The sequence below is a fragment of the Centipeda periodontii DSM 2778 genome (genome assembly GCF_000213975.1).
Lineage (GTDB): Bacteria > Bacillota > Negativicutes > Selenomonadales > Selenomonadaceae > Centipeda > Centipeda periodontii.
The window spans coordinates 2110539-2136152 of record NZ_GL892076.1 but is presented as its reverse complement, the minus strand read 5'-3'; the positions used below and the strand labels follow the sequence as shown (position 1 = coordinate 2136152).

Annotated in this window: 15 protein-coding genes; all 15 read left to right on the top strand. The window is 59.1% G+C overall.

Features of this window, described 5'->3' with window-relative positions:
• The first annotated feature begins 41 nt into the window (after positions 1–41).
• The 15 genes from HMPREF9081_RS09680 to HMPREF9081_RS09610 all read left to right on the top strand — a co-directional run bounded on the left by HMPREF9081_RS09680 (position 42) and on the right by HMPREF9081_RS09610 (position 25614).
• Positions 42–11525 carry a beta strand repeat-containing protein gene (locus HMPREF9081_RS09680; RefSeq protein WP_006307097.1) on the top strand — a complete coding sequence of 3828 codons (11484 nt, stop codon included), beginning with the start codon at positions 42–44 and terminating at the stop codon, positions 11523–11525.
• A 194-nt stretch (positions 11526–11719) separates the two neighbouring features.
• Positions 11720–12754 (top strand): heat-inducible transcriptional repressor HrcA, encoded by a 1035-nt coding sequence (gene hrcA / locus HMPREF9081_RS09675; RefSeq protein WP_006307095.1) that lies wholly within the window; start codon positions 11720–11722, stop codon positions 12752–12754.
• On the top strand, positions 12748–13329 hold the full coding sequence (gene grpE, locus HMPREF9081_RS09670) for a nucleotide exchange factor GrpE (protein ID WP_006307094.1): 582 nt from the start codon (positions 12748–12750) through the stop codon (positions 13327–13329). Before hrcA ends, grpE begins: the two co-directional genes overlap by 7 nt.
• A gap of 37 nt (positions 13330–13366) precedes the next feature.
• Complete coding sequence (gene dnaK, locus HMPREF9081_RS13685) at positions 13367–15229, top strand: molecular chaperone DnaK (RefSeq protein WP_006307093.1); 1863 nt, start codon at positions 13367–13369, stop codon at positions 15227–15229.
• A 9-nt stretch (positions 15230–15238) separates the two neighbouring features.
• Positions 15239–16390 (top strand): molecular chaperone DnaJ, encoded by a 1152-nt coding sequence (dnaJ, locus tag HMPREF9081_RS13680; RefSeq protein WP_006307090.1) that lies wholly within the window; start codon positions 15239–15241, stop codon positions 16388–16390.
• 142 nt (positions 16391–16532) lie between these two features.
• On the top strand, positions 16533–18083 hold the full coding sequence (locus HMPREF9081_RS09655; RefSeq protein ID WP_006307088.1) for a hypothetical protein: 1551 nt from the start codon (positions 16533–16535) through the stop codon (positions 18081–18083).
• A gap of 13 nt (positions 18084–18096) precedes the next feature.
• Positions 18097–18468 carry a hypothetical protein gene (locus HMPREF9081_RS09650; protein ID WP_006307086.1) on the top strand — a complete coding sequence of 124 codons (372 nt, stop codon included), beginning with the start codon at positions 18097–18099 and terminating at the stop codon, positions 18466–18468.
• Positions 18469–18482: 14 nt separating this feature from the next.
• Positions 18483–19247 carry a zinc ribbon domain-containing protein gene (locus HMPREF9081_RS09645; RefSeq protein WP_006307084.1) on the top strand — a complete coding sequence of 255 codons (765 nt, stop codon included), beginning with the start codon at positions 18483–18485 and terminating at the stop codon, positions 19245–19247.
• Between the two features lie 123 nt (positions 19248–19370).
• A complete protein-coding gene (locus HMPREF9081_RS09640; RefSeq protein WP_040395003.1) occupies positions 19371–19820 on the top strand; it encodes a ribosome maturation factor RimP in 450 nt (149 codons plus the stop codon).
• A gap of 14 nt (positions 19821–19834) precedes the next feature.
• Positions 19835–20980: a transcription termination factor NusA gene (nusA, locus tag HMPREF9081_RS09635; protein ID WP_006307080.1), complete on the top strand. Its 1146-nt coding sequence runs from the start codon at positions 19835–19837 to the stop codon at positions 20978–20980.
• Complete coding sequence (gene rnpM, locus HMPREF9081_RS09630) at positions 20980–21261, top strand: RNase P modulator RnpM (protein WP_006307078.1); 282 nt, start codon at positions 20980–20982, stop codon at positions 21259–21261. Before nusA ends, rnpM begins: the two co-directional genes overlap by 1 nt.
• A complete protein-coding gene (locus HMPREF9081_RS09625) occupies positions 21258–21590 on the top strand; it encodes a L7Ae/L30e/S12e/Gadd45 family ribosomal protein (RefSeq protein ID WP_006307077.1) in 333 nt (110 codons plus the stop codon). Before rnpM ends, HMPREF9081_RS09625 begins: the two co-directional genes overlap by 4 nt.
• A complete protein-coding gene (infB, locus tag HMPREF9081_RS09620; RefSeq protein ID WP_006307076.1) occupies positions 21590–24211 on the top strand; it encodes a translation initiation factor IF-2 in 2622 nt (873 codons plus the stop codon). The genes HMPREF9081_RS09625 and infB overlap by 1 nt, the downstream gene beginning before the upstream one ends.
• Before the next feature lie 84 nt (positions 24212–24295).
• Positions 24296–24670: a 30S ribosome-binding factor RbfA gene (rbfA, locus tag HMPREF9081_RS09615; RefSeq protein WP_006307074.1), complete on the top strand. Its 375-nt coding sequence runs from the start codon at positions 24296–24298 to the stop codon at positions 24668–24670.
• Positions 24667–25614 (top strand): DHH family phosphoesterase, encoded by a 948-nt coding sequence (locus HMPREF9081_RS09610; RefSeq protein ID WP_006307071.1) that lies wholly within the window; start codon positions 24667–24669, stop codon positions 25612–25614. Before rbfA ends, HMPREF9081_RS09610 begins: the two co-directional genes overlap by 4 nt.

The window sequence follows — 25614 nt, the reverse complement described above, 5'->3', positions numbered from 1 at the left end:
TGTGCAGCAGTTACATGATTTTTGATTGAGGGGAATAGACCATGAGCATGATGAGAAAACAGCGTCGCAGTATGCTGCGGAAAAGTCTGCACAGCGGTGTCGGCATTCTGGCGGCGGGTGCATTGATGATTGGCGGTGCACAGGAGGTCTATGCCCTGCCGCAGGGAGGAACGGTCGCAGCGGGGGCGGCAGAGATTGCGCAGACGCAGGCGGAGATGGCGATTCGACAGGCGACGGAGAGCGCCGTCATCAACTGGAACTCGTTTAATATCGCGGCGGGAGAACGTGTCAATATTTTTCAGCCGAGCGCACAGGCGGCGCTGCTCAACCGCGTGATTGGGAACAATCCGTCGGAGATTTTTGGCACGCTCTCGGCGAACGGACGCGTTTTCCTCGTGAATCCCGCAGGTGTTCTTTTTGCACCCGGTGCTCAGGTGGATGCGGGCTCGATTGTTGCGTCCACGATGAACATTACGAACGCGGATTTTATGGCGGGCAAATACGCCTTTGTCGGCACGCCGCAGGACGGGAAAGTCATCAACCGCGCCTCCCTCATCGCGCAGAATGAAGGGACGGTTGCGCTCCTTGGCAAGGATGTCATGAACGAGGGCGTCATTGTTGCGCGCAAGGGCGCGGCGGTGCTCGCAGCGGGCGAGGCGGTATCGCTGGACTTCAACGGCGACGGCAAGGTTACAGTCGTTCCGACACAGGCGGCACTTGAGCAGGCGGTTACGAACAAAGGTCTCGTCGAAGCGGACGGAGGTCTCGTTTTCATGTCCGCAGCGACGGGCGATGCACTGACGCGCTCGGCAGTGAATCAGGAGGGCATCGTGCGTGCCGCGAGTCTGGATGGCAAGGCGGGCGCGATCCGCATGACGGCGAACGACGTGCGTCTGGCGGCGGGCAGCGTGACGGACGTGAGCGGCACAGTCGGCGGCACGGTCGAGATCGGCGGCGGCTGGCAGGGCACAGGCGACCTCGCGCATGCGAAAAATGTCACAATCGAGCGCGGCGCAGCCGTACGTGCGGACGCGACTGAGGCGGGCAATGCGGGCGGCACGGTCGCCGTATGGTCGGACGGCAGGACGAAGTTTGCGGGCGAGATCACGGCACGCGGCAAAGGCGCGGGAGGTGCGGTCGAGACCTCGGGTGCACAGGTGCAGATCACGGGACGCGTCGATGCTTCGTCCGAAGCAGGCAAGGCGGGCGAGTGGCTGATCGATCCCGGCGATATTGAGGTCAAGACGCGTGCGGCGGGAGATCCTGAAGCCGGCTCTCAGGCGGATGTGCAGACCGTCACCAATTCGCTGAACGGTGGCACATCTGTAACCATTCAGACGGCGAACCTCACGGGACCGAACGACAATTCCATCACCGTATCGGATGCCATCACGAAGACGGCGGGCGGCGATGCGACCCTTTCCCTGAAAGCAACGGGCAGTGTCAACATCAATGCCGACATCACGTCGACGGCGGGCAAGCTCAATGTGGATATCACCTCCGATACGAACCACCGTGCGGGCGGCAGTGTCAGCGTTGCGACCGGAAAGAATATCAAGACGCTCGGCGGCAATGTCAAGATCGGCGGCGGTCTTGTCGAAGATGGCGTCGGCTTTGCCAACTCGCAGAGTGCGGGCGAAGCGGGCATCACACTCAACGGCGTCACGATTGACACGACGGACGGCGCCACGGCGAGCGGCAATGTCGAACTTGCAGGCAGCACGACAGCGAACGCGGCGGGCGTATCGCTCACGGGCGCGACGATCACGGCGGGCGCGGGCAAGGTCACGCTCGTCGGCAAATCCACGGGCGGCGGCAAGGGGATCGCCCTCGGCGGGAACATCACGACGCGCTCGGTCGAACTGCGCACGGATTCCCTCGACCTCTCGGGCACGATCACGGGCGACGGCGATCCCGCAGGCACGGCGAAGGTTTGGACGCTTTCGGATGGGAAGACCATCAACTTTGGCACAGGCACGGGCGGACTTGACCTCGCAGGCGATACGTTCACGAGCACGGGAAAGATTCGGAACTTCAAGAAGAATACGGTCGGCGACGCCGCGAAAAAGGCGAATATCATCGCAAACGGCGTGACGGCGGACGAAGATCTGGAAATGTATACGGGTGCAGGCACGCTGACGGTCAGCGGTGCGGTGAATATCGCTTCGACGCACGCACTGACGCTTGGCTCGAAAAACGCCATCACGGGCGTGGGTGTCATCACGACGGACACGGCCGTGCTTGAGGCGGCGGATGCAACCGTGAATCTCACGGGCGCGAACGCCGTCAAGAAGCTCGACGGCAAGGCAAAGGGCTTGACATTTAAGAACAGCGGCAATCTGACCGTTGGCGGTGAAACGGGGGTGGTGACAGCCGCGGGCGGCGCGAGTCTCGACGTGACGGGCGATCTCACGGTCGGCGCACACGGCATGACGAACGCGGCGGGCGCGATGAAGCTCAAGGCGAGCGGCACGCTCAAGTTCGATGCGAATGCCGAGGTCAAATCGACGGATGCGGCAGCGACGTCGCTCGAAGCGACGACGGTCAATTTCGACACGGCGAGCAAGGTATCGACAGCAGGCGGCACGATTGATGTCAAGACGGATGCGCTGACGCTCCCCTCGGGAGCGCAGGGCACTCTTTCGAGTGCAAACGGAAAAGTTACGGTTGAGACGAAAACGGCGGGCAAGACGATGGCAGTCGGTTCTTCGACACCCTCCGACCTTGTGCTGCCCAATCTCAATTTCATCAACTCCGGCACGGGCGAAGTCCATCTGGGCAACGCATCTACGGGCAATGTCGAAATCGGCACAGCCGACGTCAAGGCGCCGCTGACGGTGGAATCGGGTGCAACGCTCAAATTCTCGGGCGTAATGACGAATGCGACGGGCAAGGACACGACATTCAAGGCAAATATCATCGACTTTGCTTCGGGGGCGAATCTCGCCTCGGGCGCGGGGACGATGACGATGACGGCGAACAGCGTCACGAACTGGAACGATGCCGCGTTCGCCGATACGAACGGAGCGGGCACGTTTGTCCTGAAGCCCAAGACGGCAGGAAACTTCACCGTCGGCGGCACGGCGGGGCTTGTGACGGATGCAGGCTTCGGAACGCTCAAGGCGGGCAATTTTAAGAACGTCTCTATCGGCGCGAAGGACAATGCCGGCACGGCGACCATCGCAGGCATCGCGAGCGGCAATCTGCCCAAGTATACGAGCATCCTGACGCAGGGGAAAATCAATATCACGGGCGCGATCAACGGTGCGGCGACGGATACGCTCGCGCTCCATGCCGATGCTCCGGGCACGACGCTCGGTGACGGTCTTTCCCAGAGTGCGCCGATCACGGTCGGCAATCTGCTGCTCCTCGGCAAAGGCTCGATGGATCTCAGCACGCAGTCGAATGCGATTTCAAACATCGCCGCCGATATGGCGGACGGCGATCTCAAACTCAAGAACAACACGCCCATGAAGGTCGCCGTCGTCGAAGACCGCACGGTAAATCCTGCGAAGAACGTCGACGGACTCAAGACGAAATCGACGGACATCAAGATGGATGGCGGCAATAAGCTCACGATAGAGGGTAAGCTGACCTCCACGGACGACACGAAGATCGAAGCCGACGACCTCGACCTCGGCACGAACAAGGTCAATGTCGGCAAGCAGCTCACGCTTGAAAAGGCAAATAAGGCGCAGACCATCAATGTCGGTACGGGAGCGGGCGACTGGAACATCGACAATGCCGCTTACGGCAAGATCAAGATCGGCGGCGCGACGCAGACGGGCGACGTGAACCTCAAGGGCGCGACGTTCAAGAAGCCGTCGGACATCGAGACCACGGGCAAGGTCACGCTGACGGGCACGACGAAGGCGGGCGCGGATGGCAAGTCCGACATGAAGATCAAGGCGCATACGGCGGAACTGCCGACGGCGGCGGATACGCTCGCCGTCAAGAACCTCGACCTCGACCTCTCGGGCGGCATCGATCTTGGCCTCGGCAAGATCAACGGACAAAAGGACGGCAAGGTCACGGCGAAGGGCGCATCGGCGAGTCAGGACATCTATATCAGTGACAATGCCGCAGACGCTCCTGCCGCAGATTTCCGCATCGCCTACCGTACGATCAATGACACGCTCAACGGCTTCGGCGGCTTCGACGTCGCGGGTGAGAAGCATGTCTACTTCTACGGCGGCGCAGTCAAGAAGTCCATCAACGCGGCGGGTAAGCTTGGCGTCGAGGTGCGCGACAATCTCTCCATCGAGGGCAAGGGTACGAAGCTCACGATCGGTGCAGATCCGACGCAGGCGGGGCACGATCCCGCCTCGGTCATTACGGGCGGCTTCACCGTTAAGCAGGGCAAGACTGTCCATGTGAAAGGCTCGGGTGCGACGAAAAAGGGCGAAGGCGCGGAGATCAACATCCAGACGGGCAGTGACATCCATCTCGAGCAGGGAGCTACACTGAAGGTCGAGGGCAACTATGCACAGGCGACGCTCAATGCACGAAACGGCGACGTCGTGCTGAACGAGGATGCCAAGGTGCAGGTCGCTCCCGGCTCCACACCCGTCTGGGTCGATGTCACGGGCAATAAGCTGCAGCTCGATGCACGCGCTCAGCTCGATTCGGGCACCGATACCGTCGGTGCTCTGCGCGTGCATACGGACAAAATCGTCACGCCGGCGGCGGACGACAACACGACGAACATCGTCGGTAAGAGCGGTCTCGTCATCACGCGCAAGACGGCGGGCGATCTGACGCTCAACAACTCTTCAACGGGCGCAGGGCTTCATGTCACGAGCGACCAGCTCAATGGCAAGCTCTTTGGCAATCAGTTCAGTGAGCTTGTTCTCGGCGACAATCGTAGCCAGACGGTCACGATTGATGGCCTTGAGGCAAATAACCGCGTCGTCGTCAAGACGGCGGAGACGGGCAAGGTCACAGTCGATGCGGGCGGTCTCAAAGTCGGCACCGATGGATCGGGCAAGCCTTACAATGTGACACTGACGACGGGCGCAATCGAGAACCCGTCCGGTGGCAAAATGAATATTGGTGCGGGAAGTGCGCTGAATCTCTATACGAACAGCATCGCGAACCTCACCCCGAGCAGCGGCAGTCCGTCCGTCACGGGCACGGGCACGCTCGGCATCGGAACGTACAACGGTACGAAGACCATCGGGCTTGGTGACGGTGCGACGGGCGACCTGCAGTTGACGAACAATAAGTTCACGCAGGTATTCGGCCCGAACTTCTCGCATTACGCCATCGGCAACAGCACGCAGGGCACGATCAATGTGAAAAATTCTTCCCTCGGGAAGGACGTGACACTCCAAGCGGATAACATCAACTTCGCAGGGGATATGACGCTTGCGGCGGGAAAGACGCTCGTTGTCAACGCCAAGACGGCGGCGAACCAGACGGCGGGCAAGATTACGGCGGCGAAGCTCGCCGCAGTCGGCGGCAATATCGCACTTGAAGAGGCGAACGAAATCGGCACGCTCGCTGCCGACGCGCTCTCCGTCAAGGTCAAGTCGGACGCACTGAATATCGGCGCGATTACAACGCCCGCAGGTGCGCCCGTTGCTTCGCGTACCATCAAGGGTGTGAAGGCGGGCGAGTCGGGCGGTACGGCGGGCGACATTGAGCTTTCCGCCGATGTCATGACCTTCACCGAGGGCGTCGAGGGCAAGGGCAATCTCACCATACAGCAGGCGAATGCCGCGACGAACCTCAACGTTGGTGTGACGGGTACGGGGCTGACCCTGCCCGAAAACCTCTTCGGCGGCGCGAAGATCAAGGATGGCTTCAAGCACGTCTACCTCGGACGCGAAGATGCAACGGGCGCGACGAAGGTTGGCGGAAATCTGAACTTCGTCGATCCGACGACGATCCGATCCGGCAAGACGGCAGGCTCGATGACGCTCGACGGCTCGGCGAATATTCGGACGAACGGCAATGACTTTGCCCTCGCGTCGAAGGAGCTGACGACCGCTGCGGGAAGCTCCGTCGATACGGGGACGGGTGCGCTCACACTCAAGACCGATGCGATCGACTTGAGCGGCAAGATGAAGGGCACGAAGGCGCTCAACATCCTGCCGATGTCGTCCAATCGGGATGTCAAGCTCGGCGGCAGTGTGAACGATCCGGCGAAGCTCTCGCTGCTCGACAAGTATTTCAATGGCAACAACCGCCAGTTCTGGGAGTATGAGATCATCAACATCGGCGACCGCGGAGGCACCGGACGTCTCTATCAGAGCGGCGTGATCGACATGCCGTTCCGCGTGAACATCCAGCAGGCGGTTTCGAGCGGAGCGGGCGGCGTCAACCTCTCGGGCACGATCAATACGCACGGCAGGGACTACACCGTTGCCAGCCGTGAAGTCAATCTCGACGATGCGCATATCAATGCGGACGGTGCTGACCGCGATCATGACGGCAATGTCGCCATCCATACAGATGTGCTCAACACGGCGAACGGCAGCACGATCATCGGTCACGGCGACGTGTCCTTCGACACCTATTCGTCGAACAAGACGATCAACTTCGGCACGCCCGGCGCGGGCGGCTCTGCCTCCGATCCCACGCTTCCGTCCGACATCTTCAGCGGCACGGGACTTCTGCGCAAGAATCCCGACGGCAAGGGCTTCCGTAAAATACGCATCGGCGGTACGAATGCGGAAAATGTCAAGGTCGGCAACGTCGACCTGCCTGAGGGGCTTGCTGATGCCGTCGCCATCAAGACGCGCGGTGCTGTGACCTCGACGGGCGTATTGAAATCCGTTCCGACGCTCGAAGTGGAGGCGAACTCCGTCAACCTCACGGGGCCGAACGAGATCAAGAACCTCGGCGATATCACGTCAAGGGCCGGCGTTTCCGTCGAGACGAAGGGCGGCACAAATGTCACGGGGGTTATCAAGGGAAACAATGCCGCCATCAATATCACGAACAAGGACGGCGGCAACGTCACGATTGCGCCCGGCGGGCAGATCGTCGGCACGGGCACGTCCGATGTCCTCATCGAGGCGAAGGGCGGCGCATTCAAGAACAAGGGCGGCGCGAACGCCATCCAGACCGCGCCCGGTCAGCGCTATGTCGTGCATACGGAGGACTCCGTCGAGAACGAGATCGACGGGCTTGTATTCGAGTTCCGTAAATATGGCGTGGACTATACGAATCGCGGCTCCTTCCCCGTTCCTGCGGGCAAGAACGCCATGTTCTACAAGTACCAGCCCGAACTCAAGCTCTACTCGACGCGTGCCTACGGCGATGACAACGCGGCCTTCTTCAACTCGACGGCGGGCTTCCATATCGAAGACGACGGCAATGTCAAGCGTCGTGCGCTTGACAAGACGGAGGTCGACTATATCCGCGACCATGTGATTGACTCGGGCACGCATAACTTCGGCACGACGAAGCTGACAAATGTCAATGCCGACGTCAATACGGCGGACGGCACAGTGACGAATGCGTTGACCGATGTCAATATGCGTTCGGGTGCGCATACCTACGGCTCGGATTCGACCATCGCCAATGAGAAGATTACTTATATAGGACACAACGACCTCAACTACAAGATCACGGTCGACTACCGCATCGTGCCGCGTGTCGTTACGGTCACGGGCAAGACGGAGACGGTCAACTACGACGGCACGGCGCACAGCTACACGGGCAACGCGGGCGTCACATTCTCGAATTTCGCGAACAGCCAGACGGCGGCAACACCGGGACTGCTCTCGGGTTCTGTTTCCTATACCCCGATTGCGGATGCGGCGAAGACGACGGGATATGCGCAGGGCGCTGTCCATGCGGGCGAGTACAGTGTTGACCTGAAGAACAGCACGCTTACGGCAAACAACTACAAGTTCAAATATGTGCCGGGCAAACTGACCATCAAGCCCATCGACATTCACTTCACCGCGCCGAGCGGCGAGCGCATCTACGGTACGGCGAATGACAGTGTGACGATTCCCGCGCCGTCGTATACGGGCTCGCTTGCCACGGGGGACAGCTTCGCAAAGTACACGGTCACGGCGGTCGACGGCGGCGGCAACGCCGTGACCGAGCGCACAGGCATCGGCACGTATGCGATGACACTCGACGGCGTGGCACTTGCGTCCGGCAGCCGCGGCATTTCGACGGACTACAATATCACCTCGACGGTTGGCACGCTCACAATCAAAAAGCGTCCGCTCACCATCACGGCGGGCGACAAGAGCCGCTTCTACGGCGATGCGAATACAACGGCGGGGTATGTCAACAACACGGCGAAGGTCAACGTCGCTGTGGCTACCGCGACCACGGGGCTGGTGAATGGGGATACGATTGACGACGTGACGGAGACGATTGACCCGGCAGCGACCGTCACGACGAATGCGGGCACGGCAGGTCTTTGGACAAAGGCGAGCGCGGCGCACTTCTCATCGGGCACGGCGGCGAACTATGACATCAATTATGTGGATGGACATTTCAACATCACGAAGCGTGCGCTGGCGCTGGTCGCGGGCGATAAGAGCCGCATCTACGGCACGGCGAACAGCACCGCAAGCTATGTGAACGGAACGAATCTCTTCCGCGTCAAGGCGGGCACGAACCTCGTGAACGGCGATACGATTTCCTCGGTCACGGAGACGATTGATTCGCGTGCGACCGTCACGACGGATGCGGGCACCGCAGGACTCAAGACGACGATTGCGGGCGCTGTGTTTGGCACAGGCAATGCGAACAACTACGACATTTCCTACGAGGATGGCAGCTTTGCCATCACGCCGCGTGATCTCACGCTCCGTGCGGGGGATAAGACACGCATCTACGGGACGGAGAACACGACCGCCGTCTATACGGGCGGCACATCGAAGTTCCGCGCCGACGCCGCAACTGCGACCACGGGACTCGTAAACGGCGATGCCGTTGCCGATGTCACGGAGTCGACGAATGCGACGCGCACGACAAACGTCGGTGCGACGGGGCTCAAGACGCAGATTGCAAATGCGACATTCGGCACGGGCAAGGCGTCGAATTACAACATCAGCTATGTGGACGGCGGCTTCGATATCACGAAGCGCGACCTCTATATCACGGCGGGCGACAAGAGCCGCACCTACGGCGATGACAATGAAACGGCGCAGTATGTGAACGGCACGAGCCGTCTCAACGTACGCGCGGCGGACGCGACAACGGGACTTGTAAACGGCGATACGATTTCCTCCATTACGGAGACGATTGATCCCACGGCAACGGTCACAACGGATGCAGGGACGGGCGGACTTTGGACGCGTGCCTCTGCGGCGCAGTTCGCGCATGGCACGGACGCCAACTATAACATCCACTACGCAGACGGTGCATTCAACATCACGAAGCGTGCGCTAACCCTTGTCGCGGGCGATAAGAGCCGCATCTACGGCACGGCGAACAGCACCGCAAGCTATGTGAACGGAACGAATCTGTTCCGCGTCAAGGCGGGCACGAACCTCGTGAACGGCGATACGATTTCTTCGGTCACGGAGACGATTGACCCGCGTGCAACCGTCACGACGGATGCAGGTACGGCAGGACTCAAGACGATGATCGGCAGTGCTGTTTTCGGCACAGGAAATGCCAATAACTATGATGTTTCCTACGAGGACGGCAGCTTTGCCATCACGCCGCGTGATCTCACGCTGCGTGCGGGGGATAAGACGTGCATCTACGGAACGGAGAACAGTACCGCCATCTATACGGGCGGCACGACGAAGTTCCGCGCTGATGCCGCGACGGCGACCACGGGACTTGTCAATGGCGATGCCGTTGCCGATGTCACGGAGTCGACAAATGCGACGCGCACGACAAACGTCGGTGCGACGGGGCTCAAGACGCAGATTGCAAATGCGACATTCGGCACGGGCAAGGCGTCGAACTACAACATCAGCTATGTGGACGGCGGCTTCGATATCACGAAGCGCGATCTCTATATCACGGCGGGTGACAAGGAACGTGCCTTTGGCGCGGAGAATGCAACGGCGCGGTATGTGAACGGTACGCAGCGGATCAATGTGCGTCCGTCTGATGACACGACGGGGCTTGCAAATGGCGATGCCATTTCCTCCATTATGGAGACGATTGATCCCACGGCAACGGTCACAACAGATGCAGGGACGGGCGGACTTTGGACGCGTGCCTCTGCGGCGCAGTTCTCACAGGGCACGGATGCCAATTACAATATACTCTATGTGGATGGTAGATTCGCCATTGTTCCGCGTGAAGTTCTCGTGACTGCGGGCGATGTTACACGCGATTACGGTGCGCCGAATCCTGTTGTGACAGAGTACGTGGTCGAGCGCGGTGACCGCACCTCGTGGCGCGGTCTGCTTGCGGGCGACGAGGTCAGCGGTATCCGTTCTTACTACGATGCCGCAATTACACCGACGACGCAGGGCGGTTCTTATCCCGGCGTGATCCATGTCGATCCGGCATCCGTTACTGCCGGCTACACGGGAGCTTCGGCGATTTCCAACTATCGGTTCCGCTATGCCCCCGGAAGGCTCAAGATACAGATGCGCGGCTTCGACATGAGCACACCCGAGGGCAGAGCCGTGATCACGAGTACGGGTTCTGTCACACAGGTGACCGCAGGACTCACCGGTGTGGCTGCAAACCGCGTTCCGGGCAGCCTTTATGGCGGCACTGGCGCGGGCAGCACGGGTATCGGCACGGGCGGTGCAAGTGGTGCAGGTGGACGTACAGGCACGGCAGGCGGCAGAAATGTCGGTGGTATTGATGGAAACAGCGGCACGAGCAATGGTGCTGCTGGAATGAGCGGCGGCAGTGCAGGAAGCACAGGCAATGCCGGCGGCACAGGAAGTGCAGGCGATACGAACGCTGCGGCTTCGACCGGGAACGGATCGGGGGCAGCAGCACAGACCGTTGTTTCTGCAGCGGCGAAGCAGGATCGCTCGTTTGCTGACGGCGTGACGATTCAGATGCCGCAGGAGCAAGCGTCCGCACATTGGACGAATCGTGTTGTCGTATCGAACGGCAAGGCTTCCGAGGCGCACAGCTTTATCACGGAGTCCGATGGTACCTTTGGCTTTGATCTCGGCAGAACGCGCGGCATCTACGGGCATCGTCCTGACGATGTGCCGGGCAATACATCCGAGGCGATTCCCGTGCTCTTCACCGACGGCGGCACACGCGATCTTGACGGCATCTATTCCGTCAACTACTCGCCGGAGAAACTTGCGATCAAGCCTTCCTCAAAGAAGGTTGACATCCCCGACCCGAAGGAGATTCGGAATACGTCCGAACAGGCGTTGAGTTTCCTCTACCAGACGCAAAATGGTGCCTATGAGGTGACATTCGGCAACGGTATCGTGACACTTTATCCGCAGGATGATGCAGCGCTCAACATCATTACGAATAAAGATCGTAAGGCAGCGCGCGCCGTACTCTCCTCTGGCATTCTCACGGCGATTGAAGACCTTGGCGTAACTCCTGTAGAGATTCGCGCCGTCTACATCTTCAATGTACTGGATGGGCAGAGCGAGGAGTAAATATTGATGGCTAAGGCTGCTGCACGAAGTTCAATGACGAACTTTGTGCAGCAGCCTTTTTCTAAAATTTATTTGACTTTTTGTCATTTTGCTCTTGACTTTTTGCTTTTTACCGTGTATATTCAGTATAGATTTTGGTTAGCACTCATTTCTATAGAGTGCTAACAGGAATTGAAAGGAGAGGAGAGGGGTGGATGTCGGACGATCTGGACGCGCGCAAGAGTCAGATCCTGTGGGCGGTTATCGATGACTACATCGCATCGGCGGAGCCGGTCGGATCGCGGACACTCGCGCAGAAATATAACCTCGGCATCAGCCCTGCCACCATCCGGAACGAGATGGCAGATCTCGAGATGCTCGGCTACCTTGAGCATCCGCACACATCTGCCGGACGGATTCCCTCATCGAAGGGGTATCGGTTCTACGTCGATGGCTTGCAGCCTGTCGCTCCCGTGACGGAGGTCGAGAAGAAGAAGATTCACGATTGGTACCGCAGCCGCGTGCGGCGGCTCGACGAGGTGTTTCAGGAAACGGCACGGCTGATTGCGGATGTGACACACAATGTATCGCTCGTGCTTGCACCGCAGGCGGCGCAATCGACGTTTCGCATGCTGCAGTTCCTGCCGCTCGATATGACGCACGCAATCGCCGTGCTCATGACGGATGCGGGGTTTGTTGAGAATCGCATCGTCGAGATTCCGGACGGTGCGACATTTGCAGACTTTCAGCGCATGGCGGGGGCGGTCAACATGACGCTCTCCGGGAAGGCGCTCAGCGATGTGACGAAGGCAGATATGCGCCGCATGCGTGACACGATCGGTGACGAGTCCATCTTTGTTGCCGCTGTGGAGGTGATGCACCGTGCCCTCGAAGGGCGCTCGGAGGATCGGCTCTACCTCGGAGGTACGGCGCAGCTGCTCGGCAACCCTGAGTTTCAGGATCTCGAACGCGTTCGTGCAATGCTGCTCGTGCTTGAGCGTGAGGATCTCGTCAAGGAAATCCTCCATACGCATGCGGGCGAGGGGCTTGAGGTCACGATCGGGCGCGAGAATACGAACAGCACGTTCTGGGACAGCAGCTTCATCACGGCGACATACCATGTCGACGGCAGGCTGCTCGGGACGATTGCGGTGCTCGGACCGACGCGCATGGAATACGCGAAAGCGATGCGCATACTGGACTATGTGAACACGAATTTAACAGAAATGATCTATCAACTCAAATGGTAGGAGAGGTGAACGGCTTGCAGGAAAAGGAAGAGCTGACCGTAGAGACGGCAACAGAAGAGTCACCCGTGGAGGAAGTGACCGAAACAGAGACAGAACCCACAGAGGTATCTGTAGAGGACGTGCCTGCGGAGGACAAAACCGCTGAACTCGAGGCGCAGCTCCAAGAAAAGAGCGACCGCATCCTGCGGCTTCAGGCAGATTTTGAAAACTTCCGCCGCCGCACGGCGAAGGAGAAGGAGGAACTTGCAGCCGTCATCACGCAGAACATCCTCACGGATCTCCTGCCGCTCCTCGATAACTTCGAGCGGGCGATGGCGGTGGAGCAGTCGGATGTGGAGGCATTTCAGAAGGGTGTGGAGATGATCTATACACAGCTGCGCGAGGTAATGGTGGGGCATGGTCTTGAGGGCATTGAGGCGGAGGGGAAGCCCTTCGACCCGAATCTTCATCAGGCTGTCATGCGCGTCGAGAACCCCGACGTGGAGGACGGCACGATCACGCAGGTTCTGCAGAAGGGCTATCAGGCAAAGGGGAGGGTGATCCGCCCCGCGATGGTGCAGGTAGCCGGTAACTAAGAGAATAACATCTATTAAGATTTTGGAGGAATATAAAATGGCTAAAGTAATTGGTATTGATCTTGGAACGACGAACTCCGTTGTCTCCGTTATGGAGGGCGGCGAGCCCGTCGTCATCACGAACCCCGAGGGCAGCCGTATCACACCGTCTGTCGTAGGCTTTACGAAGGACGGGCAGCGCCTTGTCGGGCGTCTTGCGAAGAATCAGGCGGTTTCGAACCCTGACCGCACGATCTCGTCCATCAAGCGTCATATGGGCGATCCAAACTATCATGTGACGATTGATGGCAAGAACTACACGCCGCCCGAGATTTCGGCAATGATTCTGCAGAAACTCAAGAGCGATGCGGAGGCATACCTCGGTGAGACGGTTTCGCAGGCGGTCATCACCGTTCCGGCATACTTCAACGACAGCCAGCGCCAGGCGACGAAGGATGCGGGCAAGATCGCAGGTCTCGAAGTCCTGCGTATCATCAACGAGCCGACGGCGGCAGCACTTGCCTACGGTCTTGACAAGGATCAGGATGAGACGGTTCTCGTCTTTGACCTTGGCGGCGGTACGTTTGATGTATCCATCCTCGAACTGAGTGAGGGCGTGTTCGAGGTCAAGGCAACGAACGGCGACACTGTACTCGGCGGCGATGATTTCGATAAGAAGATTATGGACTGGATGGTCGAGCAGTTCAAGAAGGAGAACGGCATCGACCTCTCGCAGGACAAGATGAGCGCACAGCGTCTCATCGAGGCAGCGGAGAAGGCGAAGATTGAGCTTTCGAGCATGAGTCAGACGAACATCAACCTGCCGTTCATCACGGCGGATGCGACGGGGCCGAAGCATCTCGATCTCACGCTCTCGCGCGCAAAGTTTGATGAGCTGACGGCGGATCTCGTGGAGCGTACGATGGTGCCGACGCGCAAGGCGATGGAGGACGCAGGACTCTCGGGCAGCGACATCGACAAGATCATCCTCGTCGGCGGTTCGTCCCGTATTCCTGCCGTGCAGGATGCAATTCGCAAGATCCTCGGCAAGGAGCCCTCGAAGGGTGTCAACCCGGATGAGTGCGTCTCCATCGGCGCGGCGATTCAGGGCGGCGTGCTTGTCGGCGAGGTCAAGGACGTGCTGCTCCTCGATGTCACCCCGCTCTCGCTCGGCATTGAGACCCTCGGCGGTGTCTGCACGAAGATCATCGACCGCAATACGACCATCCCGACATCGAAGAGTCAGGTGTTCTCGACGGCGGCGGACAATCAGCCGGGCGTTGAGATCCACGTTCTGCAGGGCGAGCGCGAGATGGCGGCGGGCAACAAGACGCTCGGTCGTTTTCAGCTCACGGACATCCCGCCCGCACCGCGCGGTGTGCCCCAGATCGAGGTCAAGTTCGACATCGACGCGAACGGCATTGTCAACGTGTCGGCGAAGGATCTCGGCACGGGCAAGGAGCAGAAGATCACGATCCAGTCCGACAGCGGCATGAGCAAAGAGGACATCGAGCGCATGGTCAAGGAGGCGGAGTCGCACGCCGCCGAGGACAAGAAGCAGAAGGAAGCCGTCGATGCGCGCAACGCAGGCGACTCCCTCGTCTATCAGGCGGAGAAGGCGATCAAGGATCTCGGTGAGAAGGCAGATCAGGCGCTCGTCTCCAAGACGCAGGCAGCCGTCGACAAGCTGAAGGAAGCCCTCAAGGGCTCGGACATCGAGGCGATCAAGTCGGCAACCGAGGAGGCACGCCAGCCGCTCTACGAACTTTCGGCGGCGGCATATCAGCAGGCACAGCAGGCGGCGGGCGCGGCAGGAGCGGCACCGGGCGCAGAGGCAAATGCGGGTGCGCAAAGCAGCGCATCGCAGGATGACAATGTCGTCGATGCGGAGTTCACCGAAGTCAAGGACGATAAGAAGTAAGGTGGTATCGTGAGCGAGAAACGCGATTACTACGAAGTCTTGGGCGTCCCAAAGGGCGCCTCGGACGATGAGATCAAAAAGGCATACAAGAAACTCGCGCGTAAGTACCATCCCGATCTCAACCGTGACGATCCGAAGACCGCCGAGGAGAAATTCAAGGAGGTCAACGAGGCGTATGATGTGCTGAAGGATCCGCAGAAGAAGGCGGCGTATGACCAGTTCGGTCACGATGCCTTCGATCCGCGGCGCGGCGGCTCTGCCGGAGGGGGGAATCCCTTCGGCGGTGCCGGCGGCTTCGGCGGCTTCGATATGAACGACATCTTCGATATGTTCGGCATGGGCGGCGGCGGACGCCGCGTGCGCCGACAGGGACCGGAGCGCGGTGCCGATCTGCGCTATGATCTGGAGATTTCGTTCGAGGAGGCGGCGTTCGGCAAGGAGGTCGAGCTCTCCATCCCGCGAGAGGAGAACTGTCCCACCTGCGGTGGTTCGGGCGCCGCGAAGGGATCGAGTGCAGAGACATGTTCGACATGTCACGGCACAGGGCAGGAGCAGGTCATGCAGCGGACGATGTTCGGCAGCATGATGACCTCGCGCACATGCAGCCAGTGCCACGGCACGGGCAAGATCATCAAGAATCCCTGTGGAGACTGTCACGGCACGGGGCGTAAGCGCATCACGAAGACCATCAAGGTAAACATCCCGCGCGGCGTGGACGACGGTCAGCGCGTCCGCGTATCGGGCGGCGGTGAGGCAGGTGTGCGCGGCGGCGCGAACGGCGACCTCTATGTATACATCTTCATCCGTCCGCACAAGCTCTTTCAGCGGCGCGGGAACGATGTCCTCATTGAGATTCCCATTACCTTCGTGCAGGCATCGCTCGGCGATACCGTGCAGGTGCCGACGCTCGACGGAGCGGTCGATCTCAAGATTCCTGCGGGCATCCAGACGGGCACGGTACTGCGCGTCAAGGGCAAGGGGATTCCAAACCTGCGCGGCGCGGGACGCGGCGACGAACACGTCCGCGTCAAGGTTACGACACCGCAGAAGCTCTCGGCGAGGCAGAAGGAACTCCTCAAGGAGTTTGCCGCGCTCAGCGGCGATGCGGTGAATCCCGAGCAGAAGAGCTTCACTGAGAAGTTCAAGGATCTCTTTGCATAACGACAGACGAGGCTGCCATACGAAGTTTGTTAGCTTCGTATGGCAGCCCCGTCTTTTTTCGCATTGACATTGTTTCGTGCATTTGATAGGATAAACGGTATTGAATTTTGTATGTTGGGGCGCATGACGGCGGGAGGGCTGCATGGAAAATGTCTACACGTTAGTCAAGCGTTTCTATTCGGCGCATGGGCGTGCAAATATCTTTGTTTCGCGCACACTGATCGAGCGCTACCTCCGTGCATCGGCGTGGCGCGGGCGGAGCAACGAGGATCTCTGCACGGATTGGCACTGCATCGAGGACTTCCTCACGGTGATCCAGCGCCGCGATGATTCCCTTGCGCGGCTCTTCATCCGTATCGACTATCTGGCACTCTTCTTTCGCTATGCTGACGCGCATATTGACCGCCGCCCGCTGAAACGGCACGCGGAGGACTACTTTGCCCGCATGCGCGCATTCTTGGTCTATCTCGATGAGACCGGCGACTATGATGTCGACATTGGCGAACTGGACGCGGATCTCGAGATGTTCTATATTACGGGGCGTTTTCGTCTGCCCGAGCGCGTCGAGTGGGAGGAGATCGAGGGGCTGACGATTGAGGACATCGAGGAGGATGAGCGCATCGAGATGGAGGAGCTGAACATTCAGCTCAACGAGCTCCTGCACAAGATCGGCGAATACTTTCGGCGTCCCTCCTATCAGCGCGATATCGGTCGTGCGGCGATGATCTACACGGGCGATCTCTATGACATGAACGCATACGAGGATGCGACCGAGGAGGAGAAAGAAACCTTTTGGCTGCGGTTTTGGGATTATTTTTTCTTCGACTATCATCTTATTTCAACCGATGAAACGCCGATTGCTCACTATAGCGAGCGAGAATGGGATAAGCTCGACTATGATGAACGCGAGATCATTCGTGATCTCATGGCGGCACGTTTTGCCGTGCTCGCCGTAGAGGAGGAGTACGAGGATCACGTCGTCTGCCGTGATATCCTGCGCGATGAGGAGGTCGTTCTACCGCATCCCGACATCCCGGGGGCGCTCACAAAGAGTATTCTCTTTGGGCATATCTGCGATGAGGGCATGATGATGCTCAATTACATCACGGCGATTCCTGCAAGCAAGCGTCTCCAGCGGCGCATCAGTGATACCCTCCAACGAGAGTATGAACTCTTTCGCATACAGGCGCCTGATGCGACGATGGATCATTTTCTCGCACGTGAGGCAGCGCTCGTGCGCCATACGATTCACGTGCTCTCGACGCTGGCACAGATCAATGTTCTGCCGCGCCATGCACTGCCGCAGCCAATTTCGCGTACGATTGATCCGCATGTGTGTACGGAGGAGCTTGCAGCCATTCAGGTTGTTTCGGAGAAAATCGGGTTCAGCTGTCATGGGCGGCTGCTCATGTGCGAGCTTTTTCTCGACTATGCACAGTTGGATCTCGCGCGTGCGAAGACGGCAGAGGCCCTCACGGCAGCGATCTTTCTCTTTGCCGAGATCAACAATATCGACCTTACGCCGATCACGGAGCTCTATCATGTGGTCGGCTCGAACAAGAAAACGGTGCGGAAGGCGCAGGATCGCATGCGTGCAGCTCTGCACTGCGTGCCCTATGACCCCCGCTATCTCGGGGAGGAGGGATTTGTGACAATGCTCTACAGCGTTGTTCATGGAAAATTGAACTTCTAGGGAGGAGGCTCCTATGGAACAGGATCCGTGTGTACGGCCGATAAGCCGGGAAGAAAATGCCGCCTATCGCGGTGTGACCATGGATGAGAGCGGTGCCGAGCCGCAGTTGGACGAAGAGCGGGGGTGGGGCGGGAATCCGTATGGTAGTGCACCACACGGCTCCATACGCTACATTCGGATCGGCGGAGTGCGCCCGCAGCGCTCGCTGCTCACGAGTCTCATATGGGCTGTCGTTTTGGCAACATTGCTCGCGTTCTTCATCTTCGTTGCTCTTCCCGCGATTGCCATGATTGTCGTTGGTGTGCTTGTTCTCGGTGCGATCGTCAGCCTCATTGGACGCGGGCGTATCATGTCGTGGCTCATGCGTCGGCTGTATGGCCGATAGAAAGGGGATACCGAATGAAATTATGTGAAAAATGCGGTGCTTCCATTGAGGAAAACGCCAAGTTCTGCGCTTCTTGCGGTGCGCCGCAGGAGCCGACGGCAGAAGCTCCGGCGCAGGAGGAACGAATGACGGCTCAGGAAGCACCTGTTCAGATGGAGGGACTGTCGCCGGAGGCGCAGGAGAATGTGAGGAAACTTGAGAAACTGCGTGGGAATCTTACCACCACTGTATATATCAGTGCAGCGGGAATTATCATTTCCGTATTCCTGCCGTGGATTTCTCTTGGGAAGCTGTTTGACGTGACAATCATGGACATCAGCAAGGGATTGATGCTCGCAATTATGTTTATCGGCGCTGCTTCGGCACATGCGCTTCTCAAAAAGAAGAACTACGTTCTCTCTGTGGCGATGGGGCACTCTCTGCTCATCTTTGCCGCCGTTGCGTTTGTTCAGTATCAGAGCATGATCTCGGATCTGAAGAAGACGTTTTTCGGCGCAATGGCGGGGTCGGCGATCTCGTTGGACTGGGGCGCGTTGTTCTTCCTTGCCGGGGCGATTAGCTTGTGCAGCGTGGGCGTTTTCATGCATCTGATCGAGCAGCTCCTGCCGCAGGGCGGCGCACTGACGGGCGAGGTCATCCTGCACGCGTGGAAGGACCTGGCATTCGCGAAAATAAAGGTCGCATCGATCGAGGTGATCGCGTGGGTCTACTCTCTCGTGATCGGCATTCTGCTCGTCCTGCTCTTCTCGCAGTCCGGCATGAACCGTATGATGCACTGAGGAAAATCGCCGCAGGGGCTTTACAAGTTCTTGTACCTATGCTATAATCCAATAAATTCATTTAAGATCTGGAAAGAGTGGGTGAAAGCCCACTCTTTCATTACGTATGAGAAGAGGGAGAGCATGAGCGCGAAGATTGAGGAGCGCGTTGAGGAGATTGTGCGCGGACTCCTTGCGGATGTGCCGGAATTGGACCTGGTCGATGTCGAGTATGTGCGCGAGCGCGACTACTACCTGCGCGTCTATATCGACAAGGCGGGCGGCATTGATATCGATGACTGCCAAAACCTCAGCGAACGCTTGGAGGAGATTCTAGACCGTGAGGATTTCATCCCGGACGCCTATATTTTGGAGGTTTCCTCGCCGGGACTGGATCGTGTGCTGCGAAAGCCGCGCGATTTCGAGCGTGAGCACGGCAAGCAGGTCGATGTGACGCTCTATGCGCCCTTTGACGGAAAGAAGCAGTGGACGGGCGCACTTGCAGGCTGTGATGGAGAGACACTGGAACTGGATGGCGGGATTTGCATTCCCATGGAGCAGGTTTCACAGATACGTCTGCATATCGACTTTTAGGGAGGATTTGGGTTTTGGCAAGAAAAAGCACAAAGGAGAAGAACGGCGGAAAGGAGTTCCTTCAAACCCTGAAGGAGCTTGCCTATGAAAAGGGGATCGACGAGGAACGTCTCTTCGAGACCATCGAGGTAGCGCTGATCTCGGCGTATCGGCGCAATTTCAACTTGGCGCAGAATGTCCAGAATGTCCGCATCGTTCTGTCGCGTGAGACGGGGGCGTTTCATGTCTTTGCCATCAAGAAGGTTGTCGAGGAGGTAGAGAACGACATCACGGAGATCTCCCTTGCACAGGCGCGCGCAATAAGCTCAGATTACGCCGTCGATGATGTGGTCGAGATCGAGATGACCCCCGCGAATTTCGGGCGCATTGCGGCGCAGACGGCAAAGCAGGTCGTCATGCAACGCCTCAGAGAGGCGGAGCGTGACATCGTCTACAAAGAGTATGAGAATCGCGAGTCGAACATCGTGACAGGCATTGTCCAACGCGTCGAGGGGCGCAACGTGTTCGTCGACATCGGACGCGCCGAGGCATTGCTCATGGCGACGGAGCAGATGCCGACGGAGGAGTACAACTACGGTGACACACTGCGCGCCTACATCATCGAGGTGAAGAAGGACACGTCCCGCGGACCACAGATCATCCTATCGCGCACGCATCCGGGGCTGCTCAAAAAACTCTTCGAGCTGCAGGTCCCCGAGATACAGGAGGGCGTGATCGAGATCAAGTCGATCGCACGCGAGGCGGGCAGCCGTTCAAAGGTTGCAGTCTACTCCTCGGAGGAGCGTGTCGATCCGATCGGCGCCTGTGTCGGACCGCACTACATGCGCGTGCAGGCGGTCGTCGATGAGCTCGCGGGCGAGAAGATCGACATCGTGAAGTGGAGCGACGATCCCGCGACCTACATTGCGAACTCGCTGAATCCGGCGAAGGTCATCTCGGTCGCTGTAAATGAGGCGGAGAAGGTTTCGCGCGTCATCGTTCCCGACTATCAGCTCTCGCTTGCCATCGGCAAGGAGGGGCAGAACGCCCGCCTTGCGGCGAAACTGACGGGGTGGAAGATCGATATCAAGAGCGAGTCGCAGGCACAGGAACTCATGGCGGCAGAAGAGGTAGAGCATGATGTTCCTGCCGATGCCGACCTCGGTGCAGAGGAGGCGTAATGGCAGAGGCGAAACAGCCCGAGCGGCTGTGCGTCGGCTGTCGCCAGCTGCATCCAAAGAACGCGCTCCTTCGCATCGTGCGCAGCCCCGATGGGGCGATCTCGATTGATCCGACAGGGAAGAGCCCCGGGCGTGGTGCATACCTCTGTCCATCTGCCGCGTGCCTTCGATTGGCGCGCAAGCAGGGCGGACTTTCGTGGTCGTTCAAGGGACGCGTCGCTCCCGCCGTTTATGACGCATTGGAGGAAGCCCTCCGCGCGCGAGGGGAGGATGCGCAATGAACGGGGCGATCGAGCAGCGTGCCATGAACCTCCTCAGCATGGCGGCACGCGGACGGCGGATTGTATCCGGCGCATTCATGGCAGAGGACGCGCTCAAGCGGAAGCAGGGAACATTTCTCCTGCTCGCACAGGACGCCTCGGAGGAAACCAAGACGAAATTTATCCGCATGGCGGCACAGCTGAAGGTGCCGATGGCGGAATTACTGACCATGCAGCAGCTCGGACACTGCCTTGGCAAAGAGTACCGTGCGGTTGCTGTGCTCATAGATAGAGGATTTGCGGACAGGCTCAGCGCCTATTTGCAGGATATACCGACGGGGGTGGATTGATGTCAGAATCGAAATACAGAATCACCGATTTGGCAAAGGAATTCAAGACGGACAAAGATACCATTATTGATATCCTAAAGAGCAAGAACTACAAGGTTAAGAATATGTTCAGCGCAGTCGGCGAGGAAGAGCGTGCGGCGGTGAGAGCTGAACTTGGTCGTACGGCAAAACCCGTGCGCAAGGAGTCCCTGCAGAGCAAATCCCCCGCTCCAAAGGCTGCTGCGCGTCCGGCAAAGAAGGAAAAACGAGCCGCAGAATCCGCTGTAGCGGAGAAGCCGGCTGTGGAGAAGCCGGCTGCGGAGAAATCCGCGCCCGAGACTCCCGCAGAAAGTGCTGCTCCGGCAGCTCCGCCTGCGGTGGAGGAAAAGCCGGTGCTACGCGCGCGGACAAAGGCGCCCGGCATTGTGATCGTGCGTCAGGCACCCGCAAAGACGCGCGCGGAATCGCAGGATCGTCCCCGCTCGTCGGGCAGCGCAGGCAATGCCGGCGGACGTTCTGCGCGTCCCGCAGGCGGACGCGGCGGTGCACGTACGGGGGCTCCTGCGGCAGCAATTCCGCCGCCGCCCCCGAGCGAAGGGCGCAGTGAGAGCCGTCGCCGCGGCGGCGGACGCGGCGGCGAGAATAACGCCGCAGGCGGAGACCGCAGCCGCAATGCGCGTGGGGGCGCGCGCCGTGACCGCGAGGAGCGCACGGATCTGCGTCAGACAGAGCGCAGCCGCGGCGGTGCACGCAAGGGCCGCAAGGGACGTGCAGCAGCACCCGCACCCGCAGCGAAGGTTGAGATCGCACGTCCGAAGCACATCAAGCTGCCGGAGACGATCGCCGTCAAGGATCTCGCGTCCAAGATGAGCTACACGGCATCGGACATCATCAAGAAGCTCATGCTCATGGGCGTCATGGCGAGCATCAACCAGGAGATCGACTACGATACGGCGAGTCTCGTTGCGGCAGAGTTCGGCGTGACGACGGAGGAGCTGCCGCCGGATGTTGATCCGACGCTGATCCCGGAGATCGAGGACGATCCGAAGACGCTCAAGGATCGCCCGCCGGTCGTCACCGTCATGGGGCACGTCGACCACGGCAAGACATCACTCCTCGATGCGATCCGCAACACCTCCGTCAGCACGCATGAGGCAGGCGGCATCACGCAGCACATCGGCGCCTATCAGGTCGTCTGTCAGGGCAAGAAGATCGTCTTCCTCGACACGCCTGGTCATGAGGCGTTCACGGCGATGCGTGCGCGCGGTGCACAGATCACGGACGTTGCAATTCTCGTTGTCGCAGCCGATGACGGCGTCATGCCGCAGACGGTCGAGGCAATCGACCACGCAAAGTCGGCAGGGGTGCCCATCATCATTGCGATCAACAAGATCGACAAGCCGGGCGCGAATCCCGAGCGCGTCAAGCAGGAGCTCATGGAGTATGGACTTGTCTCCGAGGAATACGGCGGCGATACGATCATGGTACCTGTTTCCGCAAAGCAGCGCATGGGCATCGACGACCTGCTCGAGAACATTCTGCTCGTCGCCGAGGTTGAGGAGCTCAAGGCAAACCCGAACCGTGAGGCGCGCGGCGTCATCATCGAGGCAAAGCTCGACAAGGGGCGCGGCTCCGTTGCGACGGTGCTCGTTCAAAGCGGTACGTTGCGCATCGGTGATTCCATTGTTGTCGGTACAGCGTACGGTCACGTACGCGCGATGATCAACGATCGCGGTGACAACGTGAAGAAGGCAGGACCCTCCATGCCAGTTGAGATCTTGGGGCTCAATGACGTACCGTCGGCGGGCGACATCCTCGCCGTCGTTGATGAGAAGCAGGCGCGTTCGATTGCAGAGGCACGCCTCGGCAATCAGCGCCGCGACCTCATCAAGTCGAAGAGTGTTTCGCTCGATGCACTTTTCCAGCAGATTCAGCAGGGCGACATCAAGGATCTCAACATCGTCGTCAAGGCAGACGTGCAGGGCTCTGTCGAGGCGCTGAACTCCGCACTTCTCGGGCTCAACAAGAACGACGAGGTGCGCGTAAATATCGTACACTCAGGTGTCGGCGCCGTCAGCGAGTCGGATATCATGCTCGCGACGGCATCGAAAGCGATCGTGATCGCCTTCAACGTCCGTCCGGACGCCAATGCACGGCGCCTCGCCGACACGGAGGATGTGGACATCCGCACCTACCGCGTCATCTACGATGCGCTGAACGATGTCAAGGACGCGATGAGCGGCATGTTGAAGCCCAAGTACAAGGAAGTCATTCAGGGACGCGTCGAGATCCGTCAGGTCATGCGCTTCTCCAAGGCACTTGTTGCCGGCTCGTATGTGCTTGAGGGCAAGATCCACAACAACTCGAAGATCCGCATCCTGCGCGACAACGTCGAACTCTTCGACGGAGAGATCGACTCCCTGCGCCGCTTCAAGGATGAGGTGAAGGAGGTCGCTGCAGGCTATGAGTGCGGCATCTCCATCATCGACTTCCGCGACTTTGCGGAGGGTGATATCATCGAGGCATATACGATGGAGGAGATCGAGACATCCATTGCCGAGGCGAACAAGGCGGCAGAGCAGAAGCGCGAAGCGCAGGCTGCGGCCGCTGCAGCCGCTGCGGCAGAAGAAAACGCAGAATAATTTATGTATATGGTGCAGTCCTTTGGTGCATTTTTGCGCGGAGGGCTGTGCCAATTTCTATAGAGAAATGAGAGGAGGCGCACCTTGGCAAAGGTTCGCGTTGAAAAACTACAGGAACTGATCAAGCAGGAGGTCAGCGACATCATCTTCAATGAACTGAAGGACCCGCGCATCGGATTTGTGACGGTAACGTCCGTTGCCTGCACCGAGGATCTGCGCGAGGCGAAGATCTACGTCAGCGTCATGGGCGATGAGAAGAAGGCGCGGGACAGCCTGTACGGTCTCAACAGTTCGCTCGGCTTTGTACGCCGTGAGATCGGAAAGCGCATTCGTCTGCGCTTTACGCCTGAGATCAGCTTTGCGCTCGATACCTCGCTGAACTACAGCGACCACATTCAGCGGCTGCTCAACGAGATTCACGAGGATCGTCCAATGACAGAGAAGGGGGAGAATGAATGAAGATTACACTCGATGACGCGGCGCGGATGGTCGCCGATGCGCAAACCATCATCCTCACCTCGCATATCCGCCCCGATGGGGACAGCATCGGCTCAACGCTCGGGTTGATGCACTATCTCAGATCCTTGGGAAAGAACGCACGCGTGTTGATCGATGATGAGATTCCCCGTATTTTTAACGTCCTGCCGGGGATTGAGCAAATTGAGCGTCCCGCAGAGGGGCAACGCTACACGGCAGACCTCCTCATCGTCTGCGATGTGGAGCTGAAGCGTACGGGCGCGGTGATCGATGCCGTGGACGCCGTGCGCGTGCTCAACATCGACCATCATGTGACGAACGATGAGGCGGCGGAATATCTCTATCTGAATGCGGACTATGCCGCGACCTGCGAGATCATGCACGATCTGATTCTCGCGATGGGCGGCACATTCGCGCTCGATGTCGCGACCTGCCTCTATACGGGGATGGCGACGGATACGGGCTTTTTCCGCTTCTCGAACACCACGCCGCATACAATGCGCGCGGCGGCGGATCTCGTCGAAGTCGGTGTGAAACCGAACATCATCTCGGTCGCAATGGAGATGAAGTCCTACGACGAGGTCATGGCGCAGGTACGCGCGATCAAGAGTCTTGAGATGTTCTGTGATGGAAAAGTGGCGGCGGTCTTTATCGACGAGGAACGGGCGAAGGAAGTCACCACGACGGAGGGACTCCTCGACAAACTGCGCGTCATCGAGGGAACACAGGTCGTCTTCTTTATGAAGTGGCTTGAAAAGGATACCTACCGCATCAGTATGCGCTCGAAGGGCACGAACGTCTCGCGCATTGCGCAGGGCTTCGGCGGCGGCGGGCATATCCGCGCGGCGGGCTGTACCCTGCACGGCTCCTTTGACGAGGCGAAGAAAACCATCCTCGCGGCGATTGGGGAGGAGCTGAACCGTTAG